Annotated in this window: 18 protein-coding genes; 11 read left to right on the forward strand and 7 right to left on the reverse strand. The window is 40.8% G+C overall.

The annotated features are described in order from the left end of the window. Positions 1 to 397: 397 nt before the first annotated feature. The 7 genes from aqpZ to ACWATR_RS18700 all read left to right on the forward strand — a co-directional run bounded on the left by aqpZ (position 398) and on the right by ACWATR_RS18700 (position 7,370). Positions 398 to 1,171, forward strand: coding sequence for an aquaporin Z (gene aqpZ / locus ACWATR_RS18670; protein ID WP_460335455.1), 774 nt, complete (start codon positions 398 to 400; stop codon positions 1,169 to 1,171). Between the two features lie 258 nt (positions 1,172 to 1,429). Next, a complete protein-coding gene (locus ACWATR_RS18675; RefSeq protein WP_460335458.1) occupies positions 1,430 to 3,886 on the forward strand; it encodes an ATP-dependent helicase in 2,457 nt (818 codons plus the stop codon). A gap of 110 nt (positions 3,887 to 3,996) precedes the next feature. Beyond that, entirely contained in the window at positions 3,997 to 4,731 is a 735-nt protein-coding gene (locus ACWATR_RS18680; RefSeq protein WP_460335461.1) for a hypothetical protein, read from the forward strand. Positions 4,732 to 5,339: 608 nt separating this feature from the next. Next, positions 5,340 to 5,537, forward strand: coding sequence for a 50S ribosomal protein L35 (gene rpmI / locus ACWATR_RS18685; RefSeq protein ID WP_069069782.1), 198 nt, complete (start codon positions 5,340 to 5,342; stop codon positions 5,535 to 5,537). Between the two features lie 19 nt (positions 5,538 to 5,556). Continuing rightward, positions 5,557 to 5,913 carry a 50S ribosomal protein L20 gene (gene rplT / locus ACWATR_RS18690; protein ID WP_179065135.1) on the forward strand — a complete coding sequence of 119 codons (357 nt, stop codon included), beginning with the start codon at positions 5,557 to 5,559 and terminating at the stop codon, positions 5,911 to 5,913. A gap of 12 nt (positions 5,914 to 5,925) precedes the next feature. Next, on the forward strand, positions 5,926 to 6,741 hold the full coding sequence (locus ACWATR_RS18695) for a transporter substrate-binding domain-containing protein (RefSeq protein WP_460335465.1): 816 nt from the start codon (positions 5,926 to 5,928) through the stop codon (positions 6,739 to 6,741). A 104-nt stretch (positions 6,742 to 6,845) separates the two neighbouring features. Further along, a complete protein-coding gene (locus ACWATR_RS18700; RefSeq protein ID WP_460335468.1) occupies positions 6,846 to 7,370 on the forward strand; it encodes a tetratricopeptide repeat protein in 525 nt (174 codons plus the stop codon). A 104-nt stretch (positions 7,371 to 7,474) separates the two neighbouring features. Here the strand turns inward: ACWATR_RS18700 and ACWATR_RS18705 are convergent, their stop codons facing one another. Next, complete coding sequence (locus ACWATR_RS18705; protein ID WP_460335471.1) at positions 7,475 to 8,278, reverse strand: hypothetical protein; 804 nt, start codon at positions 8,276 to 8,278, stop codon at positions 7,475 to 7,477. Between the two features lie 143 nt (positions 8,279 to 8,421). Between ACWATR_RS18705 and ACWATR_RS18710 the strand changes: the two genes are divergently transcribed. Together ACWATR_RS18710 and ACWATR_RS18715 are read left to right on the forward strand one after the other, a co-directional pair. Further along, complete coding sequence (locus ACWATR_RS18710) at positions 8,422 to 10,404, forward strand: primary-amine oxidase (protein WP_460335474.1); 1,983 nt, start codon at positions 8,422 to 8,424, stop codon at positions 10,402 to 10,404. A gap of 120 nt (positions 10,405 to 10,524) precedes the next feature. Continuing rightward, a complete protein-coding gene (locus ACWATR_RS18715; protein ID WP_460335477.1) occupies positions 10,525 to 11,094 on the forward strand; it encodes a peptidylprolyl isomerase in 570 nt (189 codons plus the stop codon). Positions 11,095 to 11,165: 71 nt separating this feature from the next. Here the strand turns inward: ACWATR_RS18715 and mutS are convergent, their stop codons facing one another. After that, positions 11,166 to 13,844: a DNA mismatch repair protein MutS gene (gene mutS, locus ACWATR_RS18720; protein ID WP_460335480.1), complete on the reverse strand. Its 2,679-nt coding sequence runs from the start codon at positions 13,842 to 13,844 to the stop codon at positions 11,166 to 11,168. 571 nt (positions 13,845 to 14,415) lie between these two features. On the opposite strand from mutS, the gene ACWATR_RS18725 reads away from it, so the two are divergent. Then, positions 14,416 to 15,639, forward strand: coding sequence for a sensor histidine kinase (locus ACWATR_RS18725; RefSeq protein ID WP_460335483.1), 1,224 nt, complete (start codon positions 14,416 to 14,418; stop codon positions 15,637 to 15,639). A gap of 348 nt (positions 15,640 to 15,987) precedes the next feature. After that, a complete protein-coding gene (locus ACWATR_RS18730; RefSeq protein WP_460335486.1) occupies positions 15,988 to 17,376 on the forward strand; it encodes an ATP-binding protein in 1,389 nt (462 codons plus the stop codon). Positions 17,377 to 17,430: 54 nt separating this feature from the next. On the opposite strand, the gene ACWATR_RS18735 is transcribed toward ACWATR_RS18730, so the two are convergent. The 5 genes from ACWATR_RS18735 to ACWATR_RS18755 all read right to left on the reverse strand — a co-directional run bounded on the left by ACWATR_RS18735 (position 17,431) and on the right by ACWATR_RS18755 (position 22,510). Continuing rightward, positions 17,431 to 17,631, reverse strand: a complete 201-nt coding sequence (locus ACWATR_RS18735) for a hypothetical protein (RefSeq protein ID WP_460335489.1) — start codon at positions 17,629 to 17,631, stop codon at positions 17,431 to 17,433. 42 nt (positions 17,632 to 17,673) lie between these two features. Continuing rightward, positions 17,674 to 17,955, reverse strand: a complete 282-nt coding sequence (locus ACWATR_RS18740; RefSeq protein ID WP_460335492.1) for a hypothetical protein — start codon at positions 17,953 to 17,955, stop codon at positions 17,674 to 17,676. An 8-nt stretch (positions 17,956 to 17,963) separates the two neighbouring features. Then, complete coding sequence (locus ACWATR_RS18745; protein WP_460335495.1) at positions 17,964 to 19,223, reverse strand: AAA family ATPase; 1,260 nt, start codon at positions 19,221 to 19,223, stop codon at positions 17,964 to 17,966. 170 nt (positions 19,224 to 19,393) lie between these two features. Then, the gene (locus tag ACWATR_RS18750) at positions 19,394 to 20,995 is read right to left on the reverse strand and encodes an alkaline phosphatase D family protein (RefSeq protein ID WP_460335498.1); all 1,602 of its coding nucleotides are present in this window, start codon (positions 20,993 to 20,995) and stop codon (positions 19,394 to 19,396) included. A gap of 333 nt (positions 20,996 to 21,328) precedes the next feature. After that, positions 21,329 to 22,510, reverse strand: a complete 1,182-nt coding sequence (locus tag ACWATR_RS18755; protein ID WP_460335501.1) for an aldo/keto reductase — start codon at positions 22,508 to 22,510, stop codon at positions 21,329 to 21,331. Between the last annotated feature and the right edge of the window lie 628 nt (positions 22,511 to 23,138).

A 23,138-nucleotide genomic window follows, 5' to 3' on the forward strand; every position in this document is an offset into this window, starting at 1 on the left:
GCAACAACCTTAAGAGAAAACAATCTCATTTTTTCAGCCTAAAATGTATAAACTATAATTTATATTGCAAAATTTAAATAAATTTTCCAACAATTTTAATTGCTCAAAAGATGCATTATCCGAGCAAAATACTTAAGAAATTAAGTATTTTTTTTATTATTTTAACTTTTCCTGTATCTTCTTTTATTACCACAATTATTGAGTAAAAAACAAATTCCTATTTTTTCGATTTAGTTTCTTAAAGAATTTCAGAAGTCAGAATCAATTAGTCAGGGATTCAGGGAAAATTTGATGGGCATGAAACAAACCCAAAGATTCCCTGTTGATGATGTCATGACTCAAGCATTGTCCAACATAGCGATCGCTCATTTGTAGCTGAACAAGGAGTTTTCCAAAAATGTCTCTAACTAAACGTTGTTTGGCCGAATTTATTGGCACATTCTGGCTTGTTTTAGGTGGTTGTGGTAGTGCTGTTATAGCCGCAGCCTACACAGCTGATGCTGCAAAAATCAGCGAAAGTACCTCCTTTCCATTGGGTATTGGATTGGTTGGTGTATCTTTGGCATTCGGGCTTACCGTCCTCACAGGGGCTTATGCTCTTGGTCATATTTCTGGTGGGCATTTCAATCCAGCTGTTTCCTTTGGATTGTGGGCAGGTAAGCGCTTTCCGGGATCTGACTTATTACCTTACATTGCCTCTCAAGTAGTCGGTGCAGTTGTTGGTGCGGGTATTATTTATCTGATTGCTAGCGGCAAAACTGGATTTGCCCTGACTGGCTCCAACCCATTGGCTACCAATGGCTATGGTACTCACTCTCCAGGTGGTTACACGCTATTTGCTTGCTTTATTAGTGAAGTTGTGATGACTTTCATGTTTCTGTTGATTATTCTGGGTGTGACTGATAGCCGCGCTCCTAAAGGATTTGCACCATTGGCAATTGGTTTTGGACTCACCTTGATTCACCTAATTAGCATTCCTGTAACCAACACCTCGGTTAATCCTGCCCGTAGTACTGGAGTTGCTCTATTTGCAGGTGTAGAACTATTTTCCCAAGTCTGGCTGTTCTGGATAGCTCCTATCTTGGGGGCTATTTTAGCCGGATGGTTGTATGTAGCTGTTTTTAGTGAATCAACTGTGGAAGAACGGCAAAATATCAAAGAACTAGTCTAAGATTCATTTTCTAGTAATTGTTTGTAGTTTGCACTTTAGCAAAGACAGCGCACACTACAAACCGATCAAATCAAACTTGACAGACTACTCTCCATCGAGAGGCTCAGATCCTCGACTTTTTGAAGAAGTCGGGGATCTTTTTGTTCATAACTCATTTAGGATTGCTATATCGGCAATCTAGTAATTTGGGATTTATAAATCACTTAAAATTATTCATATCTGCGATTTTAGAATTAAATCCTAAATCTAAAATTTTATATGTCTGACTCTAAATTTACTGCTCCTGTGGCTCAAGAATTACTCTACTCAAAATTGTTGGAGCGATCGCCTTTTCCTTCTTTACAAGAGAAAATTCTCGCAATCCGCAACAGTTTACGCCCTGGACAACAGCAAATGGCTGACTGGCAATCTGGCCCTTTGGCGATTTCCGCCGTTCCTGGTGCAGGAAAATCTACGGGTATGGCGGCGGCTGCGGCGATCGCGATCGCCCGTCAATATGAACGTTCATCCTCGCGCCGTCAGTTGGTAGTCGTTACTTTTACTCGCTCTGCTGCTGCCAATATTAAAGCCAAGATTCGTAAATTCTTACGAGATGATTTATCCTTACCCCAGATGGGCTTTTTTGTCTATACCTTACATGGTCTAGCATTGAACATTGCCAGCCGCCATTCTAATTTGTCGGGTTTGGAGTTAGAAAATGTCACATTAATTACACCAACCCAAAGCCACCGCTTTATCAGAACTGCCGTAGAACAATGGATTGGAAATAATCAAGATAGATATTTGCGGTTATTAGAAGGTCATCAATTTGACGGAGAAGAGACAGAAAGGTTACGTCGTCAATCGGTGCTGCGAACAGAAGTCTTGCCAGAATTAGCTAATACGGTAATTCATGAAGCAAAAAGTTCTGGAATATCGCCAGAATTGTTGCGGGAGTGGAGTAAACAAACCACAGACGAATATGCAATTTTGAGTGTAGCGGCGGGATTGTATGAGCAATATCAAAACTTAATGCGATCGCGTGACTTCATTGACTACGACGATATGATTTTAGCCGCACTGCGGGTTTTAGAAAATGACAGCGCCCGTCGCATCGAGCAAAACCAAGTATTCGCCGTCTTTGAAGACGAAGCCCAAGATTCTAGTCCGCTTCAGACGCAATTATTAGAAATTTTGGCAAGTGATGCGGGAGATAATTCTTCACTCCTAATAGACGCGATGAATCGCGTCTCTACTGCTGACTCTTGTACAGACGCGATTCATCGCGTCTCTCCTAACTCCCCACTCAACCTAGTCCGAGTTGGCGACCCTAACCAGGCGATTAACTCTACCTTTACTCCAGCCGATCCGATTTATTTTCGCCAATTTTGCGAAGAGTGCGATCGCATTGAACGATTGGCAACGATGGATCAAGCTGGTCGCAGTACTAGAATTATCATTGAAGCGGCTAACTTTGCCCTCACATGGATTAATAATCAGTGGTTAGCAAAAACCAATAACGGACAACAGATTTCTGACAACCGACAAGTCCCATTTCGCTTGCAGACAATTCGCCCTGTTAATGCTGGTGATCCGCAAACTAACGCCAACCCCGCACCAGTAGGACGAGGTTTAGAACTTTATACACCGCGTGATATTCATCAGACCGTTGAATTGTTATCTCAAAGGGTGATTGAGTTATTTGGCGAAGACCCAACAAAAAATAGTGCAGCGATTTTAGTCAGAGAAAATCGCCAAGGACGCTGGCTAGGAGAGGCTTTAGCACCTGTGTGCAAAGAGCATAATATTACACTTTACGATGTGGGAGAACGCGATCGCCGTTCCCATGTCCCCCAAGAAATTTTGGCATTATTGCAATTTTGCGATCGCCCCCACTCCCCCGATTACCTTAAAGCTGCCCTAGAAGCATTAGTCCAGCGCCAATTAATTCCTACCCAAGACCTCAACGCCCTTGCTAGTCTACCAGAAGAATTTTTGTATCCTGGCCCCCTAGCAGCACCCCAATCAGAAACAGTACAAAAAGCTGCAAAATTGTGTCGCAATTTACTTCGCGCCCGCTTAGAACTGCCCCTATACCAGCTAATTTCCTTTCTCGCCTTGACCTTAAATTACGACCAGGCCGAATTGGCAACTGCTGACAAACTCGCAGAACGGGTAAACCAGCAGATAGCTGGCAATAGTTCAATGAGTGGGATGCTTTCAGCCTTAAGTGAAATCGTCAGTTCTGAACGGTTTGAACCAGTGGAAACCGAGGATTCGGAAGAACGTTACACTCGTCGCGGCCAACTGACAATTATTACCATGCACAAAGCCAAAGGGCTAGATTGGGACTATGTGTTTCTTCCCTTTCTCCACGAAAACTTGATTCCTGGCAGATTTTGGGTTCCTCCCCAAAGCCAATTTTTAGGCGACTTTACCTTATCAGAAGTAGCCCGCGCCCAAATTCGCGCTACTCTCCACGAAGAATCTACCATACCGGATGTTAGTCAAGCATGGGAGGTGGCAAAGAATTTGAAAACATCTGAAGAATATCGTTTACTCTATGTTGCCATGACACGAGCGAAACTTCTGTTGTGGATGTCTGCGGCGCAGAAAGCGCCCTTTACTTGGAGTAAACCAGATAATTTACAAGAACAAGCGCCTTGTCCCGTGTTTCCGGCATTAAAACGCCAGTTTCCTGAATGTGTGATGAATTTAGCGGCAATGATCAAATAGGGATTGGGCATTGGGAAGAAATCTTCGTTGTTCTCCTTATCCCTACTTGTTACAAAGAAACTGAATTGATAGTGCAACGTCAAACAAACTATTCAATTTAAAAAAAATATATGAAATCAATCATCAAAGTATCTGCTTTACTCAAAAGCACCTTTCAGTCACCCAGAGGAGTTTTATTGACATTGGCGTTGACAAGCTTGCTATCTTATGGGTTTGGACTTGCTGAAAACAACTTCGCTGGGGCTATTCCTCGCCCAGATAGCACTCAATTGTCTCAAAGACCCCAATCGCAAGGAAATAAGTTACCGAAAGCGATCGCTAATAAAATTTTACAGGATGCTTCCAAGCGTTCCGGCATACCTAAACGGCAATTACAGATTACTCAAGTCACATCGAAAACCTTTGGGAATCCTTGTGAGTTCAATTTTGGAGAAATTTGTACTAGGGAATATAACCCCGTTGAAGGTTGGGAAGTAGTTGTCAGAGTCCGCAAAGATTCGTGGACTTACCGTGTAGATAAATCTGGAAAGCAAATCGTTTTAGATCCGCAGGTGAGTGCTTTACAGACATTGCCGAAAGCGATCGCAGATGCAGTTTTAAGCGATGCCTCAAAGCGTTCTGGGGTGGGAATTGCTGATTTAAAAATCACTCAAGCCACATCAAAAACTTTTGGAAACCCCTGTCAATTTAACTTTGGCGAAGTTTGCACCCAGCAGTACGACCCCGTTGAAGGCTGGGAAGTGATTGTCAAGGTTAAAGAGCAATCTTGGACTTACCATGTGAATAAATCCGGTTCGCAAATAGTTTTAGATCCCAAAGTCGGCGCCACTGGAAAAAGTTATTGAAGAAGAATCAGAATGCAGAATTCAGGAGTCAGAATTCAGGAGTCAGAATTCAGAATAAACCCCTCTCCAAACCTCTCCCCGTTGGCGTCAGCCTGCGTTCATTGGTGTCAACTTAACGCAAAAACTATGTTCTGCAAGGAACTTCAGTTCCAAGAATCATAGCGAAAGTCATCTTCAGATGACTAGATATCCCCAAAAAGATTCAGTCTACTTCAGTAGACTTTAGCTATGAGCCAGAGAATTCATTCTCTGGCGGGTTATGAAGCCCGCAGCGAAGCTATTTCTAGCTTAAGTTGACACCAATGGCCTGCGTTAGGCAAGCGGAGAGAGGCTTGGAAACCCATTCCCTTGTAGGGAAGGGGGCTAGGCGGGTTAGTTTTCTGAGGCTTAGAAGTTATCAAAAATACTTTTCAAACATCCTCTAAGCGTTCGCCCTAGCGTCTCCAAAGGAGAAGAGAGGCTTTATATTACGGTATCCACTATTTGTACTGACTCCTGACTCCTGACTCCTAAATAACGATCGCCGTCGATTAAATCCTTTATTTAATTGCAGTTATAGCAATTTTAATAGTATATAATAATGGATCGTGTCGAATCAAAGCTATACCATGCCTAAACTAAAGACTCGTAAAGCAGCGGCAAAGCGATTCCGTGCCACCGGTACCGGCAAAATCGTCCGTCGTAAAGCGTTCAAAAGCCACCTTTTAGAGCACAAATCTTCTGACAAAAAGCGTGGTATGCGCCAAAGTGCGCTTGTACATGAACGTGATGAACTTAACGTTCGCTTGATGCTCCCATATTTGTAAGTATTTTAGGAAATAAGTTATGACTCGGGTAAAACGCGGTAATGTAGCTCGGAAGCGCCGCAATAAAATTCTCAAACTAGCTAAAGGTTTTCGCGGTTCCCATTCAACTCTGTTTAGAACTGCTAACCAACAAGTGATGAAGGCGCTACGGAGTGCCTACCGCGATCGCAAAAAGAAAAAGCGCGATTTTCGTCGCCTCTGGATCACCCGCATCAACGCTGCTTCCAGGCAACACGGCTTGAGCTACAGCCAGTTGATCGGTAACTTGAAAAAAGCTGATATCCAACTAAATCGCAAGATGTTGGCGCAATTGGCAGTCCTCGATCCAGCCAGCTTCGGCAAAGTTGCTGAATTGGCAATTCAAGCTAAAGGATAAAGGTGGTAAGGGATGTATAACAGATGTAACAGATGGCAAGCAATTACTCGGTTACATCTGGTATTATCCGCCACTATCTTTTGGATTTTTTGCTTTTCCTTAGTGGGGACGGGATTAACTGCATCTGCTGCCGAAATGTCAGAAATTCAGCAGCGGGGCTATTTAAATATTGCCGTTAAAGATAACTTGCGTCCCTTGGGATTTAAAGATGCTAAGGGTAACTTACAAGGCTTAGAAATTGACTTGGCAAAGCGTTTGGCAGGTGACTTGGTTGGTAAAGCCGAGGCTATCAGATTTAAACCTGTAGCGAATCGCGATCGCTTATCTGTAGTCTTAGACAAGAAAGTTGATTTTGCGATCGCTAGAATCACAGCAACCGAATCTCGCAGCCGCATAGTTAGTTTCAGTGTTCCCTACTATTTGGATGGCACTGTATTAGTTACGAAAGATACCTCCGTGCAGAAGTTGAGTGATTTGGCAAAACAAAAAATTGCCGTACTCAACAACTCCAGCACTATTGCTCAAGTGCGGTACTATGTGCCAAATTCCGAGTTAGTAGGGGTGAATTCATATCAAGAAGCGCGAGACGAAATAGAAAATAATGTCGTCGCCGCCTTTGCCGCAGATGCTAGCGTTCTAAGCGGTTGGGTGCAAGAATATCCCCAATATCGCCTACTACCAACCAAGCTATCAACTGAACCCTTGTCTGTAGTAACGCCCAAGGGATTGCAATATGATGAGTTTAGACGAAGCATCAATCAAGCGATCGCTCGTTATTTAGAAGAAGGTTGGCTCCAGCAACGCTCTCAATACTGGGGTTTACCATAAATTAGTCATTGGTCATTAGTCATCGGTCATTAGCGAATAACAAAGGACAAAGGACAAATGACAAATGACAAATAACAAACTTTATAATATTTGTATTTGCAGCAATGGATAACAGTCTAGCCGTTGTTTATCTCTCAATTTTGGTGGTTATACTCACAATTGCAGCCGTGAGTGTTTTTCGCCAGATTTTCAAAACTCGCAAGATTGAAGGCGCTTTTGCAAGGTTGCGAAAGAAGTTAGAGAAAGAAAAGGGTACGACTCAAGAATATTATGAGTTAGCCAGTATTTATTCAGAAAAAAAAATGTACTCTCAAGCGATCGCGCTATTTCAAAAAGCTCTCAAAGCTGCTGAAGAAGAGGAAGAAGAAGATATCGCCCCCATTTACAACGGGCTGGGCTATATTTATTTTATCCAAGAGCAATATGATTTAGCAATTCGTCAGTACAAAGAAGCTCTCAAATCAAAACCTGACTACGTGACAGGATTGAATAATCTCGGTCACGCCTACGAAAAGAAAAAATTAACTACTCAGGCGTTACAAAGTTACGAAGAAGCACTCAAATTGTCTCCAAATAACCCTATTGCTAAACGTCGTGCTGAATCTTTACGCCGTTTGGTTTCAGCGTAATTGCTGAGGTATCAAATAATTTTGAATTTTGGATTTTAGATTGAGCAACGCAAGATGAATGCGCTTGCTCTTTTTGATTTTGGATTGATGATAGCACAGCCTATTTATTTTCCAAATCTAAAGTAATCGACCCTAACTAAATCAGGTACAGAAGTGATTTCCTGCCTACGACCATCTGCTTCATAACCAAGAACTAAAGTGAATCCTGGATTTTGAACTCGATAGCGATCGCCACGCTTCAAAGAGTATTCTCCTAATAAATATTCAGAGTCAATTGCAGGATCAAACGCATCGTAATCAAGCATAAGCTGACATGGAAAATTCCACACATTGCCAATTTCTTCGGCTGTTACTTGGCGACGACGCGACCAGAAGTATGCTGTTTGTTGAGCTTCAGAGTCCTCATCTTCTTCGAGTTCGTCTGGGTACGGAAACAATAGATATCGCTGCGCCTGAATGCCATATTTATTAGAGTCGTCAGTTAACTCACCATCTGACCCCCTGAAGTATTCAACTAATTCTCCACCCTCAAATAAGTCATAGCCGATTTCGCCTGCACTGTCGCTTACAAGCAGCATGATCACTGTTTGTTCTAACTGTTTTGAAAGTAGAGCTAACTCGCTTGATTCCAAAATTGATGGATAAGACAGATCGCCAGAAATCATAATTGACCAAGGGTGTCCAACTAGTTGATACGCGAATACAAAAGCACCTGAAACTTCGATTTCCGATCCTATGACATTGCGTTGGGATTCGATCGCTTTTTCCGCAAGGGCATCAGATAGCTGATTTAATGGTACTTTCACAAGTACAACGGCAGCATTTCGATCAATTGACTCAATACCTCGCCTTTGGGGCCAAGGGCGTGTAAAATTCTCCACTGCTTCACGGATAAATTGCTCGTCCATACTACTAAATCCAGGAATATATTGGGTTTCACAATCGGGGACACTGTTAGCAAATTAATTTGGCTTTAGCTTCTATATTTTATCGGGTTTCAATCTTAGGCTTGGAAATAGATAACTATAAGTCTTTTGTAAAAATGTAAAAGATGATTAAGCGGTTAAAGCGTTTTTTGTGGTTATCGATTGCGATCATTTCCATCATTTCTATTTCAATCGGATTAATAGAAACATTGACGGCTCAACAGCCTTCTATTTCCCATCCTCTCACGTCGCTAACTGAGGCAGAAATTAATACAGCTGTTTCGGTCATTCAAAGAGAAAAAACTTTGAGCGAAATGGCAGCTTTTCCACTTATTGCTTTACAAGAACCAGATAAAGCAGAAGTTCTAAATTTTACACCTGGTAAAGCTTTTGGGCGAAAAGCTTTTTTGGTAGTCTATGAGCGATCGCAAAACAAAACCTTTGAGGGTGTCGTTGACCTGACAAGCAATACCTTAAGTTCTTGGAAAGAAATACCGTCTGTCCAACCTGCGATCGTCGCTTCAGAATATCAATTGGCAACTGAAGCTTTTAAATCCGATCCCCGATGGCAAACAGCGATGCAAAAACGGGGAATTACAGACTTCAACCAAGTCAAAATTAGTTGTTGGGCCCCCGGAATCCTGAGTAAACAGGAAGAAGCAGCAGGAAACCGTCTTTGTCGGGGCTTATTTTACTACAAGGGCGAACACTGGAATTCTTACGGCAGTCCAATTGAAGGAATACTGGCAACTGTTAATTTGAATACAGGTAAAATTTCCAGTTTCGTGGATAGAGGGATAGTTCCTTTTTCTCAAGAGAACTGGAACTACGATGTAAAATCCTTGGGTAAATTACTTTCACCACTTAAAGCATTAAAAATTCTCCAACCAAATGGTGCAAGTTTCCAGATCAAAGACAATGAAATTAGCTGGCAAGGTTGGAAATTTCGCTATGTAATGCATCCCCGCAGTGGATTGGTGTTGTACCAAGTGACACACAGCGATGGGGAAAATATCAGACCAGTGCTGTACCGCGCTAGCCTATCAGAAACGGTAGTGCCTTACGGTGATCCAAATCCCACTTGGTCATTCAGAAATGCCTTTGATGTTGGGGAATACAATTTTGGTTCCCTAGCAACTACGATGCAATTAGGTAAAGAGATTCCGGAAAACGGTCTTTTGCTAGATGCTGTGTTTGCTAATGGCGACGGAGAACCTTATGTGATGCCAGGAGCGATCGGCATATACGAGCGAAATAACGGTATGCTCTGGAAGCACTATGACTATGGTACGCAGCGTAATGATGTCCGTCGCAGTCGAGAATTAATCATGACGATGAATGCGGCCATTGATAACTATGATTACAGCATCAATTGGATCTTTCACCAGGATGGGACTTTGGAAGTCCAAAATGAGTTAACAGGTATCGTACTGGCGCAGGGAACAGCTTCCCAAAAGCAATCTGAGGATGATTCATCTGGTCGGCTAATTGCAAAAAATATCTTCGGAGTAAATCACCAGCATTTTTTCAACTATCGCCTAGATTTCGATGTCGATGGTCAGGCTAATTCTGTGATGGAAATGAATGTGAAAGCTTTGCCGATGGATGAGAAAAATCCTTTAGGAAATGCGATCGCAGTTACAGAAACCCCATTAGGCAAAGAAACGGCTGCTGTGCGCGATTTGGATCTGAAAAGCAGTCGAGAGTGGATGATTGTTAGCGCAGACAAAAAGAATGTTCTGGATGCTGCACCAGGATATATGCTGATGCCTGAAGGAAACTCGATATTTTTCCCTGTGGAAGGCTCAAGCATCCGTCAACGGGCAGAATTTGCGACTCATCACCTTTGGGTAACAAAATATAAACCTACTGAACTTTATGCTGGGGGAGATTATCCCAACCAAACTCAACCAGGACAGGGTTTACCAAAATATATTGCAGACGATGAAGCCTTGATGGGTGAAGATATCGTACTGTGGTACACAATGGGCGTAACTCATATTCCGCGATCGGAAGATTGGCCGGTGATGCCCGTTCACCGAGTTGGCTTTAAGCTAGTCCCTAGAGGATTCTTTAGCCGGAATCCAGCGATAAATTTGCCTGAATAAAATATTTGTTGGCTCAAGTTTCCTGACTTCAGATTTTTTGTTATGTCTAAAGGCGGTAACTTGAATGCTGATAAACTTATATAGTTCAAATACTGGCACTTGTTAAAAGTAGGATATCTAATGAACTTTCCAGAAATTAATATTCCCGGTGATGGCAAGCTGCACGCTCGTTTAATTACTTCCTTGGGTGAAATTGTAGTTCGTTTGGAGGAAGAACGAACTCCTAATACCGTCAAAAACTTTGTCGGTCTAGCAACCGGAACAATCGACTGGAAAGACCCTAAAACTGGTGAATCTGGCAAGGGAACTCCAGCTTACGATGGGGTTCGTTTTCACCGCGTCATCCCTGATTTTATGATTCAGTGTGGCGATCCTCTAAGTCGTTATCTAGATACAGCCAGCCGATGGGGTACTGGTGGCCCAGGATATCAATTTGAGGATGAGTTTCATCCTGAATTGAGACACACTCGTGCAGGTATTCTATCAATGGCTAATGCTGGACGCGGTACTAATGGTTCGCAATGGTTCATTACGGAAGCAGCAACGCCTCACCTTGACAACAAACATAGTGTTTTTGGTGAAGTTGTCGAAGGTCTAGATATAGTCAGCAAGATCGCTAATGTGCGTACAACTAGAGATCGTCCGAATCAAGAGGTAGTTTTACAAAAAGTAGAAATTTTTCGCCAGTAATTAACACCTAGTTTGTAGTAAGCACTTTAGTGCTTAGAAAATAAGGACTAAAGTCCTTACTACGAACTTGCTTAACCATCGAGATTTTGTAGTCCCATCGCAATCTTGCTGTGTTTTTCAATTTGCCCCATAACTTGTTTTGCGCGTTGAATAACTACGGCTGGTAAACCCGCCAATCTTCCCGCTTCAATTCCATAGGATTTATCAGCACCTCCTGGTTGAACTTGGTGCAAAAAGATAATTTGGTCGGGTAATTCTTTCACTGTCACCTGATAGTTAGCCACATTCGGGATAATGCTAGCCAGTTCATTTAACTCATGGTAATGGGTGGCAAAAATTGTGCGTGACCGAATATCAACGGCTATGTATTCCGCCACCGCCCAAGCTATAGAAAGACCATCAAATGTGGCTGTGCCGCGACCAATTTCATCTAATAATACTAATGATCTAGATGTGGCATGGTTGAGAATATTTGCGGTTTCATTCATTTCCACCATGAACGTAGATTGACCAGTTGCTAAATCATCTACTGCACCTACACGGGTGAAAATGCGATCGCATATTCCCAATCTGGCAAACCTCGCTGGTACAAAACTACCAATCTGCGCCATTAACTGAATTAATCCCACCTGACGCAAATAACAACTTTTGCCACTGGCGTTTGGCCCGGTGAGAATAATCAAATCTGGATTGTCATTTGTCCTTTGTCCTTGGTCATTTGTCTTTTGTCCTTGGTCAAGAGTCCTTTGTCCTTGGTCATTTGTCCTTTGTCCTTGGTCATCTACTAATGACAAATGACTAATGACTAATGACTCTTGACCCAATTGAGTCGAATTCGGTACAAAGAAACCCGCAGGTAAAGACTGTTCCACCACCGGATGACGACCATCAACAATGTTTATCTCTCTTCCTGACAACATTTCGGGACGACAGTAACCTTGATGCACCGCCAACTCAGCCAAACCACACAACACATCCGCCGCCGCCACTGCACGAGATAAATTGCGAATTACTTCCGCCTCTTGTGCTACCTCTTCCCGCAACGCCGTAAAAATCTCATATTCCAACTGATTTAAATCATCTCGCGCCGTCAAAATCCGGGCTTCTCGTTCCTTCAAATCTGGGGTGATGTAACGTTCCTCATTAGTCAGGGTTTGCTTGCGGATATAATTAGCGGGTACTTGGTCAGCTTTGCTGCGGGAAATACTGATATAATAACCAAAAGTTTTGTTAAATCCTACCTTCAGTGTGGAAATTCCTGTCTTGGCTCTTTCATCAACTTCCAAGTTGGCAATCCATTGCTGGTCTGCTTCTACAGTCGCCTTTCTTTCATCCAACAGGGGATTAACGCTGGGGCGAATTAATCCGCCTTCTTTAATTAGTATGGGTGGCGACTCTACAAGATGTGTGTGTAACTTTTGTGCCAATTCTTCCAACACACTTGGGACTTTCTGCAAAGCTTTTAGAAATGGGGAACGCGCCTCAGTTACTAAATTGGATAATTCCGGTAAGCGTGAGAGGGAATCTGCCAAAGCTACTAAATCTCTAGCATTAGCTGTACCAGAACCCGCCCTTCCGGTGAGGCGTTCCAAATCATAAATTTGGCGTAATAACTGCCGCAAATCTTGACGCAAAGGCGTATTTTCCATCAATTCTTGGATGGTATCTTGTCGCGCCCGAATGCCTTTAATATCGAGTAGCGGTTGCAATAACCACCGCCGCAAAGCCCGTCCACCCATCGCCGTACTAGTTTTATCTAACGCCCAGAGTAGCGAACCGTGAAAAGTTCCATCCCGGACGGTTTGGGTAATTTCCAAGTTACGGCGGGTTTGATTGTCAACAATTAGGTAGTCGGTGACGGTGTAGCTGCGGAGTCTTTGAAGGGTTACAGGGTTTTCTTTTTGAGTATCTTCCAAGTATTCTAGAAGCCCACCAGCCGCGCGAACGGCAAGGGGAAGATGATCACAACCGAGTCCTTCGAGCGATCGCACCTTAAATTTCTGCAATAATCTAGGTCTAGCTTCACCTTGAGAAAAAGGTAGTTGCGATCGTAAACTATAACAAAATGATGGTGGCAAACACTCCGGCAAATGTGGTGAAGTCTCTCCCGGACGCAGCAAACTACCTAAATCGGGCGCATTTGTCGGAACCAGCACTTCTGAAGGTTGCAAACGCATTAATTCCTGTGTCAAATGTTCTAAATCACTACTTTGAGTGGTAAGAAATTCTCCTGTAGAGATGTCTGCATAAGCTAAACCCCAATGATTTGCGGCAATTACCACTGCTGCTAAGTAATTATTGCGACTTGATTTCAGCATTCCCTCTTCTAGCAAAGTGCCAGGTGTAAGAATGCGCGTTACTTCCCGCCGCACTAATCTCCCAGCAGCTTCGGAAGCATCTTCCACTTGGTCGCAAATTACCACCGCGTAGCCTTTTTCTACAAGCATCGTCGCGTAGCGTTCCCAAGCGTGATGCGGAACACCAGACATCGCCACCCGTCCCTGTTCCCCAGCTTGCTTGCTAGTGAGGACTAATTCCAATTCTTGCGCTAGTTTTACAGCATCTTGGAAATAGCATTCAAAGAAATCTCCTACCCGATACAGCAATACGGCGTGAGGATATTTATCCTTCGTCTCGACATAGTGCAGGTACATTTGACTTAGCTTACTGCGGTCTACCTGTCGATGGTCAGAAATAAAAGTACTCGCGTCGGGTTTGGTAGATGGAGTTTCAGAGTGAGAAGCGGTCATAGATGCTATTGGGTTACGCACGAAAATTCCACAATATCCGATGATAACGTGATGTGAAAGTTGAATGGCGATTGCCTGCGGTGGGCTACGCCTACGCTCAAGGATATTTTACCTTTATCTGAAAAATGGTGCTGAGATATTTGCTTAACATTGCTAGAACTAATAACCAATTCTATGTGAAGCTGTACATTATTTTGACCCCTCCCAATCTCTCCTTGATAAGGGGGGATGTCGCAGGCGGTGGGGTTATTTCTAGGGGTGTTCATAAAGAATTGATATAAGATTTATGCACACTTTACAAATTGATAAATTAAGCTTTTTGGCAATTTTACATAATTTTTAATTTGGTATCACTTACCTAGGCTAGAAAAGCATGTTATGCCCTAACACTATAAGACATTCAACTCAACACTATTTGACTTCTGTTTTCTAGACAAAAAGCAATTATAGAGTGAAAAGAGGCAGTGTATGAATGCACAAAATAATTTTGACCCAAAAAATGATAAAACGTAGATATAGCAACATTTTATAGACCATTTATCAGTTTTTACGTTTATTCTGGTTCAATACCATGTTAAGTTCTTCAATTGTTCTATCTTTGATTATCATCCTGATTACTCTTGGCGCTTGGATAATGGGACTATCAATTGTCAAGACTCAAAAAATTCTTCAATTATTTAAGACAGAACCAGAGAAGCTGAGTTGGAGAATCATGTTTTTATTAATGATTTTTTTTCTTGCTGGTTATTTGTTATGCATCTATTTAACAATTGAGAGGCTGATTGAATGGATACCATTGCTCACTGGCATGGTTTTCTTTTTCGGATCATTATTTGTTTTTTTTAGCGTTACTATCTACTACCTCACACTGCAACGATTGTTTCTAATACAGGAAAAATACCGCACAGCAAAAGAAAATGCAGAGTCAGCTTTATTTAAATTACAAGAAACTCAGCAAGCTCAAATACAATTAATTCAACGCGAAACTATGTTAGCTTTGGGAACAATGGTTGCCGGAGTTGCCCACGAAATTAATAATCCAGTGAGTTTTATTCATGGGAATTTACAATATCTACATCAGTATAGCCATGACTTACTAAACCTTTTAGCAACTTATGCTTCTGTGTATCCAAATCCAGATGTCAAAATAGTCAAGGCTCTTGCTAACAGCGACCTGAACTTTATCCAGAGTGACTTGCCAAAGTTACTGAACTCGATGCAGGTTGGCACTACTCGTATTGGGGAGATTGTAGAATTGCTCTCAAATTTCTCACGTTTGAATGAAGCTGACTATAAAAAAGCTGACATTCATCAGGGGATTGATAGTACACTAGTCATTTTGCAGCATCGGCTTAATACTTCTGCTAGTAATAGCAAACCTATTTCAGTGATTAAAGAGTACGGAAATATTCCTAAGATTTTTTGTAATCCTCGCTCTTTAAATCAAGTATTTCTAAATTTAATTAATAATGCAATTGATGCATTGATTAAAAAAGCAGCTACTCTCAGTCAAACTACAGATGAAATACCAACTATTCTGATTCGTACATTTCATTCTCAGGAAAATCAAATCACTATCTCAATCGTTGACAATGGTTGTGGCATGAGTAAAGAGATTTGCCGGAGTATTTTCAAACCTTTTTTTACTACTAAGCCCGTTGGTCAAGGAACTGGTTTAGGTTTGTCTATTAGCCATCAAATTATCGTTGAGCAACATGGTGGCTCTATCAAATGTACTTCCGTTGTAAACCAGGAAACTAAAATCGATATTATACTTCCGATTAAACAAGTATAAAGTAGCAATTATTGTAATAATGTCCATTGTACAAAATAAAATATCCTGTGGGATATTTTTTTATAGGCTTGTGCCTTGATGTTTATCCTCTGTAACCTCCTTAAACTTTGCATAAGGTTCCTTCAAAGCTGATAAATAAAGCTTTTTAGCAATTTTTGCATAATTCTTAATTGGTATCACTTCTCCAGTCTAGAAAACTATGGGATGCCCTAATACCAATATTTTTATAACACAACTGTGATTTTAAGCAGTAATCAGGGAAATATAAGTTTGATTGACTTCTTAATTATTGCAATGCTTGTTCGGGGTGTTAGCAGAAAGGTTATTTAAAGGTAAAGGATTGAAAATATGTTGGCTATACATAGCATCACAAACGCTAATAATCTGAACTTGCGATTAGAGTCTACTTTGCAAGAATTACCACTTTGGTCTGTTTACTTCGATGCAGATAGTCCAGCAAATGATTTGAATAAACTTTTTAAGCAAGAGCCTTTACTACCAGGAATTATCCTGGTGAAAAATCATAACTATGTAGGGATGGTTTCCCGGCAAAGATTTTTTGAACACATGAGTCGCCCCTATAGTTTTCCACTATTTTCTAAACGACCTGTGATCAATCTGATTAACTTTATTCAGTCAGATGTGTGTGTAATTTCTGAAGATACGCTCATTGTAGAAGCAAATAAGGTAGCCTTGCAACGAGAACCTCAATTTGTATATGAGCCGATTTTAATAAAAACTCAGTTAGGTAGCTATAAGCTCCTAGATTTCCATCACTTACTTTTAGCCCACTCCCAAATTCATATTTTAACACTAGCTCAACTAGAGCAAGTGGAAGAACAATCTAGAATCGCTAAAAGAGGTTTTCGGAACCTTAAGAATAACTATACTCGATTAATTCAAAATGAAAAAATGGCTGCTTTGGGACAACTAGTTGCTGGCATTGCCCACGAAATCAACAACCCTGTCAACTTTATTGCCGGCAACCTTGTTCATGCAATCAACTACACTGAAGATTTACTGGAATTAGTTAGCCTATACCAACACCATTATCCTACACCAGTAGCAGAAATTAAAGCTGCGATCGCAGAAATCGAACTAGAGTTTTTAACTACTGATTTCCTCAATCTTCTTAATTCTATGAAGTTTGGTACTGAGCGTATCCAAGAGATAGTTCTTTCTTTACGCAATTTCTCTCGTCTCGATGAATCTGAGAAAAAAGTCGTTGATATTCATGAAGGTATTGATAGTACTCTAATAATATTACAAAGCCGTTTAATAAATCAGGAAACAGGTCAAACAATTACTATTTCTAAAGAATATGGAAATCTCCCACTGGTAGAATGCTATGCTGGGTTAATAAATCAAGTATTTATGAATATTTTAGCCAATGCAATTGATGCTATATTTGAGAGCGATGATGAGTCAGAATTGAGTTTTGAATCAGCTTCTTCAACTCTCAAATTACCCTTAATTCGTATTCAGACTGAAGTCACAGATAATCAGCAAGTAGTTATTCGCATTGCCGATAACGGTATGGGAATTCCCAAGGATATACAAAAGCGATTATTTGACCCCTTTTTCACGACAAAACCTGTCGGTAAAGGTACTGGATTGGGACTATCTATCAGCTATCAAATTGTTGTGGAAAAACATTGTGGACAACTGCAATTCATATCTAATGTAAAAGAAGGAACGGAGTTTATTATCACAATTCCTATCCAAATTAATTCATGACAAGTTAGTAAAAAAATCTCTATTTTGGGTAAATAGTAATCGCTTAAGAATATTTTACCCTTTTGTTCGGCTGCTACGACGTGTAGGTGGCTGTGGTGGAGGTGGTTCTTGAGATTTTAGCTTGTCATCGTCAGTCAAAAACTCTACATGGAAACCTTTTTGGTGGTAGTGCCAACCCAAGATTACAATACTGGCATCACCCATAGAAGTCTTTTCTACAGCTTGATTGGGAAATTTAGCGGCTAACTGTTTCAATTCTTCCTCTTCCCAAAGAACAATTTGCTCACGGAACTTAGCCTAAGGTGTTGTTTCATCAGCGGCATAAGTTATGATTTCGGCAAATTTTTGAGCCGCTATACGTTTACTTTCTGAATTTGCTGTTTTAGCCTGTGCAATGTGATTACCTGTTTCTATAACAGCAGCTAAAGGAAGTACCAGCGTTGTTGATTTAGCAATTTCTGCCTCAATTTTATGATTTACACGCTGATAATCCCAATCATTATTACCAGCAGTTTCTCTACCTGGAACTTGTAACCAAACGCATAAAAGTGATGTATCTATGAGTAGCACCTTTATCATATTATTAACTATTCATTATGAGAAAGGCTTCTTTCAATTGCACCCTTGGTTGTCATATCACCCAAAGAATATGATGCAAATAACTTAGAAAAATTATCAATATCTTCTAAAAGTGTAAGCTTGCTTTCTCCAGTTTCAGAATCGCGGTGTGCGACAACCACAAAAGGAACTATTTCTGGGCCTAAAGCATCAAGTAAAGCTGGATTATGCGTAGTAAGTAAAATATCAATTTTTCTTTTGCTGCCAATTTCTCGCAGTATTTTTACAAGTAATTCTGCACGTGAGGGATGAAGCCCATTATCTATTTCTTCAATTACTAGTTGACTGCCTTCTGGTCTAGTGAGTAGTGCTGTAATAATTGCTATAAATCGTAAAGTCCCATCGGACATAGTTCTAGCATCAATTTCTGTAATATGACCAGGTTTCCATTCTTCCTGACAGTAAAGCATTGCATCAGTACCAAATCTGCCAACTTTTTCTGCCCATAGTTTTTGAATATCACCTTCTGGGAAATCTTTGATGTAGTTAGACAGAGTGGATTCTACTTCAGTTTTATGTTCTTCAGATAATGCTGCTAATACACCAGCAATATTGGAGGCATCACTTTCAAGAGTGTCAGATAGGCGTGAATACTCACGCATTTTAGAGGGAATAGGATTCAGAATCAAAATTTCTTTCAGGGTGGAAACAACACAATTGATAGCTTTAATTTTTAAGGGAAAATATCTTTTTTGAAGTCCTTTTTCAAAAATGAGCCTTCCATCTTCGTCCGTGCTTAAATATGTATGATTAGATATAATGTCCTTAAAATCAAAATAAGTTCCTGCCTCTTTCATGCCACTTCTTGTATTTAAATCTATTTTTTTTACAGTAAACTTTTCTACAGACTTAATAGTATGATCTTCATTTAAGTTTTGACGTTCAATATATTCTTCTATAACTTTGACTTCTCTTATTATTTCTGTTTGTATAACATACAAGTAGTCTGTTTTTTCATCTTCACCCTGAACTAGAGCATTTAATGTAAATTGAGTTTCAGGTTTAAGTGCAGCCCACTCTAAGCCACCTCTGATAGATGTAAGTGTTTTATCTCCCGCTAAAGCTGCCTCGATATTCTCACCTCTAGCAATTCTTTGTAAAAATTCCAAAGCCTCAACTACATTAGATTTACCACTTGCATTTGTCCCAATCAGAACAGTCAATGGGTCAAGTGGAAGCTCCGCATAACGGAAACTTTTCCAATTTTCTAAGATGAGTTGCTTAAGCATGATCAACTCCAAAACTCTACCTACTTAAATTTAGCTCCTAACAATGGCTATCGCACAAAGTCTTTTCATCCCTCAATATCTCACTAAAAAACAGCAAAGCCAGCAGACAGAGTAAAAAATTGTGTCATTACTCTATCCAACTGGCTATATTTTGCTGTGATTTTGGCGATTTATTTTTCTGGCGGTAAATCTAGGCTGTAAACAATTTCGCCTGCCAAGTTACGCAATGTTACCGTCATCACCTTTGTATTTGCATTAATTTTGACTCCTCCAAAAAATTGTAAACCTTCACTTGGGGGTCGATTTGCTTTCGTACCTGGAGGAAGGCTTTGAAATACCAATTGTGGGCCAAAGGTATTTTCCAATTGGTTGGGGCCAAATGTGCCAGAGTTAAGAGGCCCAGCGACGAACTCCCAAAAAGGCTTGAAGTCGGTAAACTGTGCTTTGGCGGGGTTGTAATAGTGGGCTGCTGCGTAATGTACATCAGCAGTTAACCAAACAACATTCTGGATATTTTTGTTTTTGATAAATCGTAATAAATCGGCAAGTTCTAATTCTCTTCCTAAAGCCGGGCCGTCTCCATTTGCCCAAGCTTCAAAATCAGTGCTACCGTCTCGAATTATCAAACCCAAAGGCATATCACTAGCAATCACTTTCCATGTTGCTTTTGATGACAGCAATTGCCTTTTCAACCATTGCAATTGTTTTCTGCTTAAAAATTCTGTTTCTTCACTTGGTACTGGCTGACGATTGGGAGTATTTGGGCCTCGATAGGTGCGCTCATCCAGCATGAAAATGTCTAGTAATGGGCCATAGTTGAAAGAGCGATAAATTCTTGCTTGCTCTGGATTATTGGTTGGATACCCAATAGGTAAATATTCCAAAAATGCTTGTCTTCCTCTTTGGGCTAGCAAGTTAACATCCTTAACTGTGTAGCGATTATCGTTTAAAAGAAATTCACCAGGATACCAGTTATTTGTGGTTTCGTGGTCGTCCCACTGTGCCAATATGGGAACTTCAGCGTTGAAACGCTTGATATTTTCATCCAGCAAATTGTAAATATAGTTTCCACGAAATTCGGTGAGAGTTTCTGCTACTTTTGATTTTTCTGGTGTGGTGATATTTCTCCAAATAGTGCCGTCGTCTAGGATAACTTCTGATTGAATTGGGCCATCGGCATAAATATTATCGCCAGAATGGATAAAAAAGTCGGGATTAAGTTGGCGCATAGTTTCATAAATTTTCATCCCACCAAAATCAGGATTAATCCCCCATCCTTGACCGGCTGTGTCGCCACCCCAAACAAAGAATATATCTCGTCCATATTTGGGGGGAGTTCGGAAAGTGCCATGAAAGGGAGCGCTGTAAGTACCTTGATAATCTAAATCTTGGAAAATCACCCGATAAAATAATTTTTGGTCTGGCGGTAGATTCTTCAGATAAAGTCGTGCTGTAAAGTCGCTATTTTTTAAAGCATTAGGCCCCACAACTCGCTGCACGTTGCGAAAAGACTCGCTGTTAGAATATTCTACGATCATTTTTGCGGGGCGATCGCTCCTACTCCAAATGACAATGCTATCGTTAGATATATCTCCGCTAGCTACGCCATAAGGTATGGCAGGACGCATTTTATCAGAGGTAATAATTGCAGGTGCTTGGGCAAAAACGGGTGATTTTGATACAAGATTTGTGGAAATAATTCCACCTGCTGTGATAGCCGAACGTAGCAAAAACTGGCGACGGTTTAGCTTTAATGGGTGATGAGATTCCATACTAAATAATAGCAAGCTTAAACTAAAGTATTACAGGATAAGTGTTTACCATATTTTGTTATGGTAATAAGTAAAGATTGAGTTATCTAAGGGTTAATAAAACGATTTAAGCTTAGAAAATATTTATCAAACTTTGCTTAGTCTGGTTTATTCTCAACTGCGTAATTTATAAGCTTTGCCAATAAGACAAACACATCTAAACTCTAGATGTGTTTGTCTTGCATAATTGATGTAAATCCACTTACCATCTCAATTTAATTGATAGGTACTGTAATGAGCCGTCAAGTTAGGGATAGAATTGCATAGAAACATTCAAAGTCCCTAACTTCACATTTACTGCTGAGATAAACGCTGCACTTCTTCACCCACTAACATCTGATGGGCTTGTGCCAAAACTTTTGGTATTTTATCAGCGTGGGGATTGCGGGCGAGAGATTGGCGCAAGTCTAATTCCTCTAGGCGTTCAGCTTTGTTGCCAGGAAACCAGTGATTGCCATTACCAAGCAGGTTGTAGCGCATTTTAGCATAATCTACCAGGTCGTAAGCGATCGCTAGATTCCGTAGCCACAAAATCACCCGAATATTTATCTCACCAGGGGTTTCCTTAAAGGTTGGTAGATTTGTCTCCCAGGATTTTACCCAATCTTCTCCCAAAGTAGCGATCGCTTCTGACTCCAACCTTGCTAAAATTGGTGGCAAAATTGACGATGCCTGATCTATTAATTCTAAAGTCTTCAGATGTTCATCAAAATCTTGTGGTTTGGCTGCTCCCAAACTTAGAGTATGCACCTCTTGATGACTCAAACAAAACAAATCATTAAACACCATTGGACTCAAAGGCGCACAAAGATTTACTAATTTTTGTGGAGGTTCATACAACAAACCTCCTTTATTGGATGGGCTAATGATAAACACTCCCATATCGTGGCGTTTGGCTGCTTCAATTGCCGCCCAATTCCATTGATTAATGTAGTACCAGTGCAGGTTCACGTAATCAAATAGATTGGTATTAATTGTCTCCACAATTAACTCTGTTGAGCCATGCGTAGAAAAACCAATAAATCTAACTTTTCCCTCAGATTGCAACTGCTGCGCTACTTCTAAACAACCTCCAGGACGAATGCTATAATCTAACGACTCCGCATGATTGATGCCGTGTAACCCTAAAAGGTCAACATAATCTAGCTGGAGATTTTTCAATGATTGTTCAAATGTCTGGCGAAATTCTTTCGCATCTGCTGTTGGACTGATTTTAGTCTGAACAATCAACTTTTCACGAGGAAATTGAGGTAGAATCCTTCCCAATTGCATTTCGGAAGTGCCATAACCACGAGCAGTTTCAATATGATTAATCCCAACCTCGATAGCCCTTCTAATAGTCGCTTCGAGATTCGCCTGGTTATCGGCAGGAATTTCATCATTGGGGACATCCTGCCATTTAAACTGATATCTCATGCCACCGCAAGAAAACACTGGCATCTGTAATTCTGTACGTCCAAATCGTCTATATAACATCAGTGGATTGTGGATTGCTTATCAACTTCAAATCTAAAAACGACAGCCATTCGAGCTTTTAGTGGCACAATAATTACCTCTGTTCAATCTGTGACCAAGCAAGATTCATCGCATCATTAAATCGGTCAAGTCTTTTGTATATTCGACTGTGATCAGTATTCCAGTTCCACAGAGTCATTATCTCATCCTATAACAATTCCTGAATTTACTTGCGTGGGCAGTGAAGAGGGAATAGGTCAACCTCCTTTGTTCAATAATCACAACCAAGTTCTTAGCTAGAATTTACACAATTGACATTCCCACGACTGCCCAAATATCGCGCAAGCGCTCATTTAGAGAAAAAGCCGTCGGATTCTTGAATCAAAGGGGTTCTAGTGAACTTACCTTCCTCACCCATCGTAAAGTTTAGTTGCAAAAAGAATCCCTCCCATCCATAAGTGATAAATTAATAATAGAAGCTACTAAATAAGCTTCCCTGGCAGATATAACAGCTGCGTATGAAATGTAATAAGAGGTAAAAGACGCTGTTTAACTTACATCTGTCTCGTCAAAAAACAGCAACACCCAACGCGAAAACTGCTATTTCCTCAAATATGGAAGATTAGGGGGCGCTGTAACTGATTATCAT

The organism is Nostoc sp. UIC 10890 (genome assembly GCF_054786515.1).

Coding starts and splice junctions, on each gene's coding strand:
- mutS (WP_460335480.1), bottom strand. CDS start 13,844: ATGACCGCTTCTCACTCTGAAACTCCATCTACCAAACCCGACGCGAGT.
- rpmI (WP_069069782.1), top strand. CDS start 5,340: ATGCCTAAACTAAAGACTCGTAAAGCAGCGGCAAAGCGATTCCGTGCC.
- ACWATR_RS18755 (WP_460335501.1), bottom strand. CDS start 22,510: ATGTTATATAGACGATTTGGACGTACAGAATTACAGATGCCAGTGTTT.
- ACWATR_RS18710 (WP_460335474.1), top strand. CDS start 8,422: ATGATTAAGCGGTTAAAGCGTTTTTTGTGGTTATCGATTGCGATCATT.
- ACWATR_RS18700 (WP_460335468.1), top strand. CDS start 6,846: ATGGATAACAGTCTAGCCGTTGTTTATCTCTCAATTTTGGTGGTTATA.
- rplT (WP_179065135.1), top strand. CDS start 5,557: ATGACTCGGGTAAAACGCGGTAATGTAGCTCGGAAGCGCCGCAATAAA.
- ACWATR_RS18705 (WP_460335471.1), bottom strand. CDS start 8,278: ATGGACGAGCAATTTATCCGTGAAGCAGTGGAGAATTTTACACGCCCT.
- ACWATR_RS18725 (WP_460335483.1), top strand. CDS start 14,416: ATGTTAAGTTCTTCAATTGTTCTATCTTTGATTATCATCCTGATTACT.
- ACWATR_RS18715 (WP_460335477.1), top strand. CDS start 10,525: ATGAACTTTCCAGAAATTAATATTCCCGGTGATGGCAAGCTGCACGCT.
- ACWATR_RS18675 (WP_460335458.1), top strand. CDS start 1,430: ATGTCTGACTCTAAATTTACTGCTCCTGTGGCTCAAGAATTACTCTAC.
- ACWATR_RS18680 (WP_460335461.1), top strand. CDS start 3,997: ATGAAATCAATCATCAAAGTATCTGCTTTACTCAAAAGCACCTTTCAG.
- ACWATR_RS18745 (WP_460335495.1), bottom strand. CDS start 19,223: ATGCTTAAGCAACTCATCTTAGAAAATTGGAAAAGTTTCCGTTATGCG.
- ACWATR_RS18730 (WP_460335486.1), top strand. CDS start 15,988: ATGTTGGCTATACATAGCATCACAAACGCTAATAATCTGAACTTGCGA.
- aqpZ (WP_460335455.1), top strand. CDS start 398: ATGTCTCTAACTAAACGTTGTTTGGCCGAATTTATTGGCACATTCTGG.
- ACWATR_RS18740 (WP_460335492.1), bottom strand. CDS start 17,955: ATGATAAAGGTGCTACTCATAGATACATCACTTTTATGCGTTTGGTTA.
- ACWATR_RS18695 (WP_460335465.1), top strand. CDS start 5,926: ATGTATAACAGATGTAACAGATGGCAAGCAATTACTCGGTTACATCTG.
- ACWATR_RS18750 (WP_460335498.1), bottom strand. CDS start 20,995: ATGGAATCTCATCACCCATTAAAGCTAAACCGTCGCCAGTTTTTGCTA.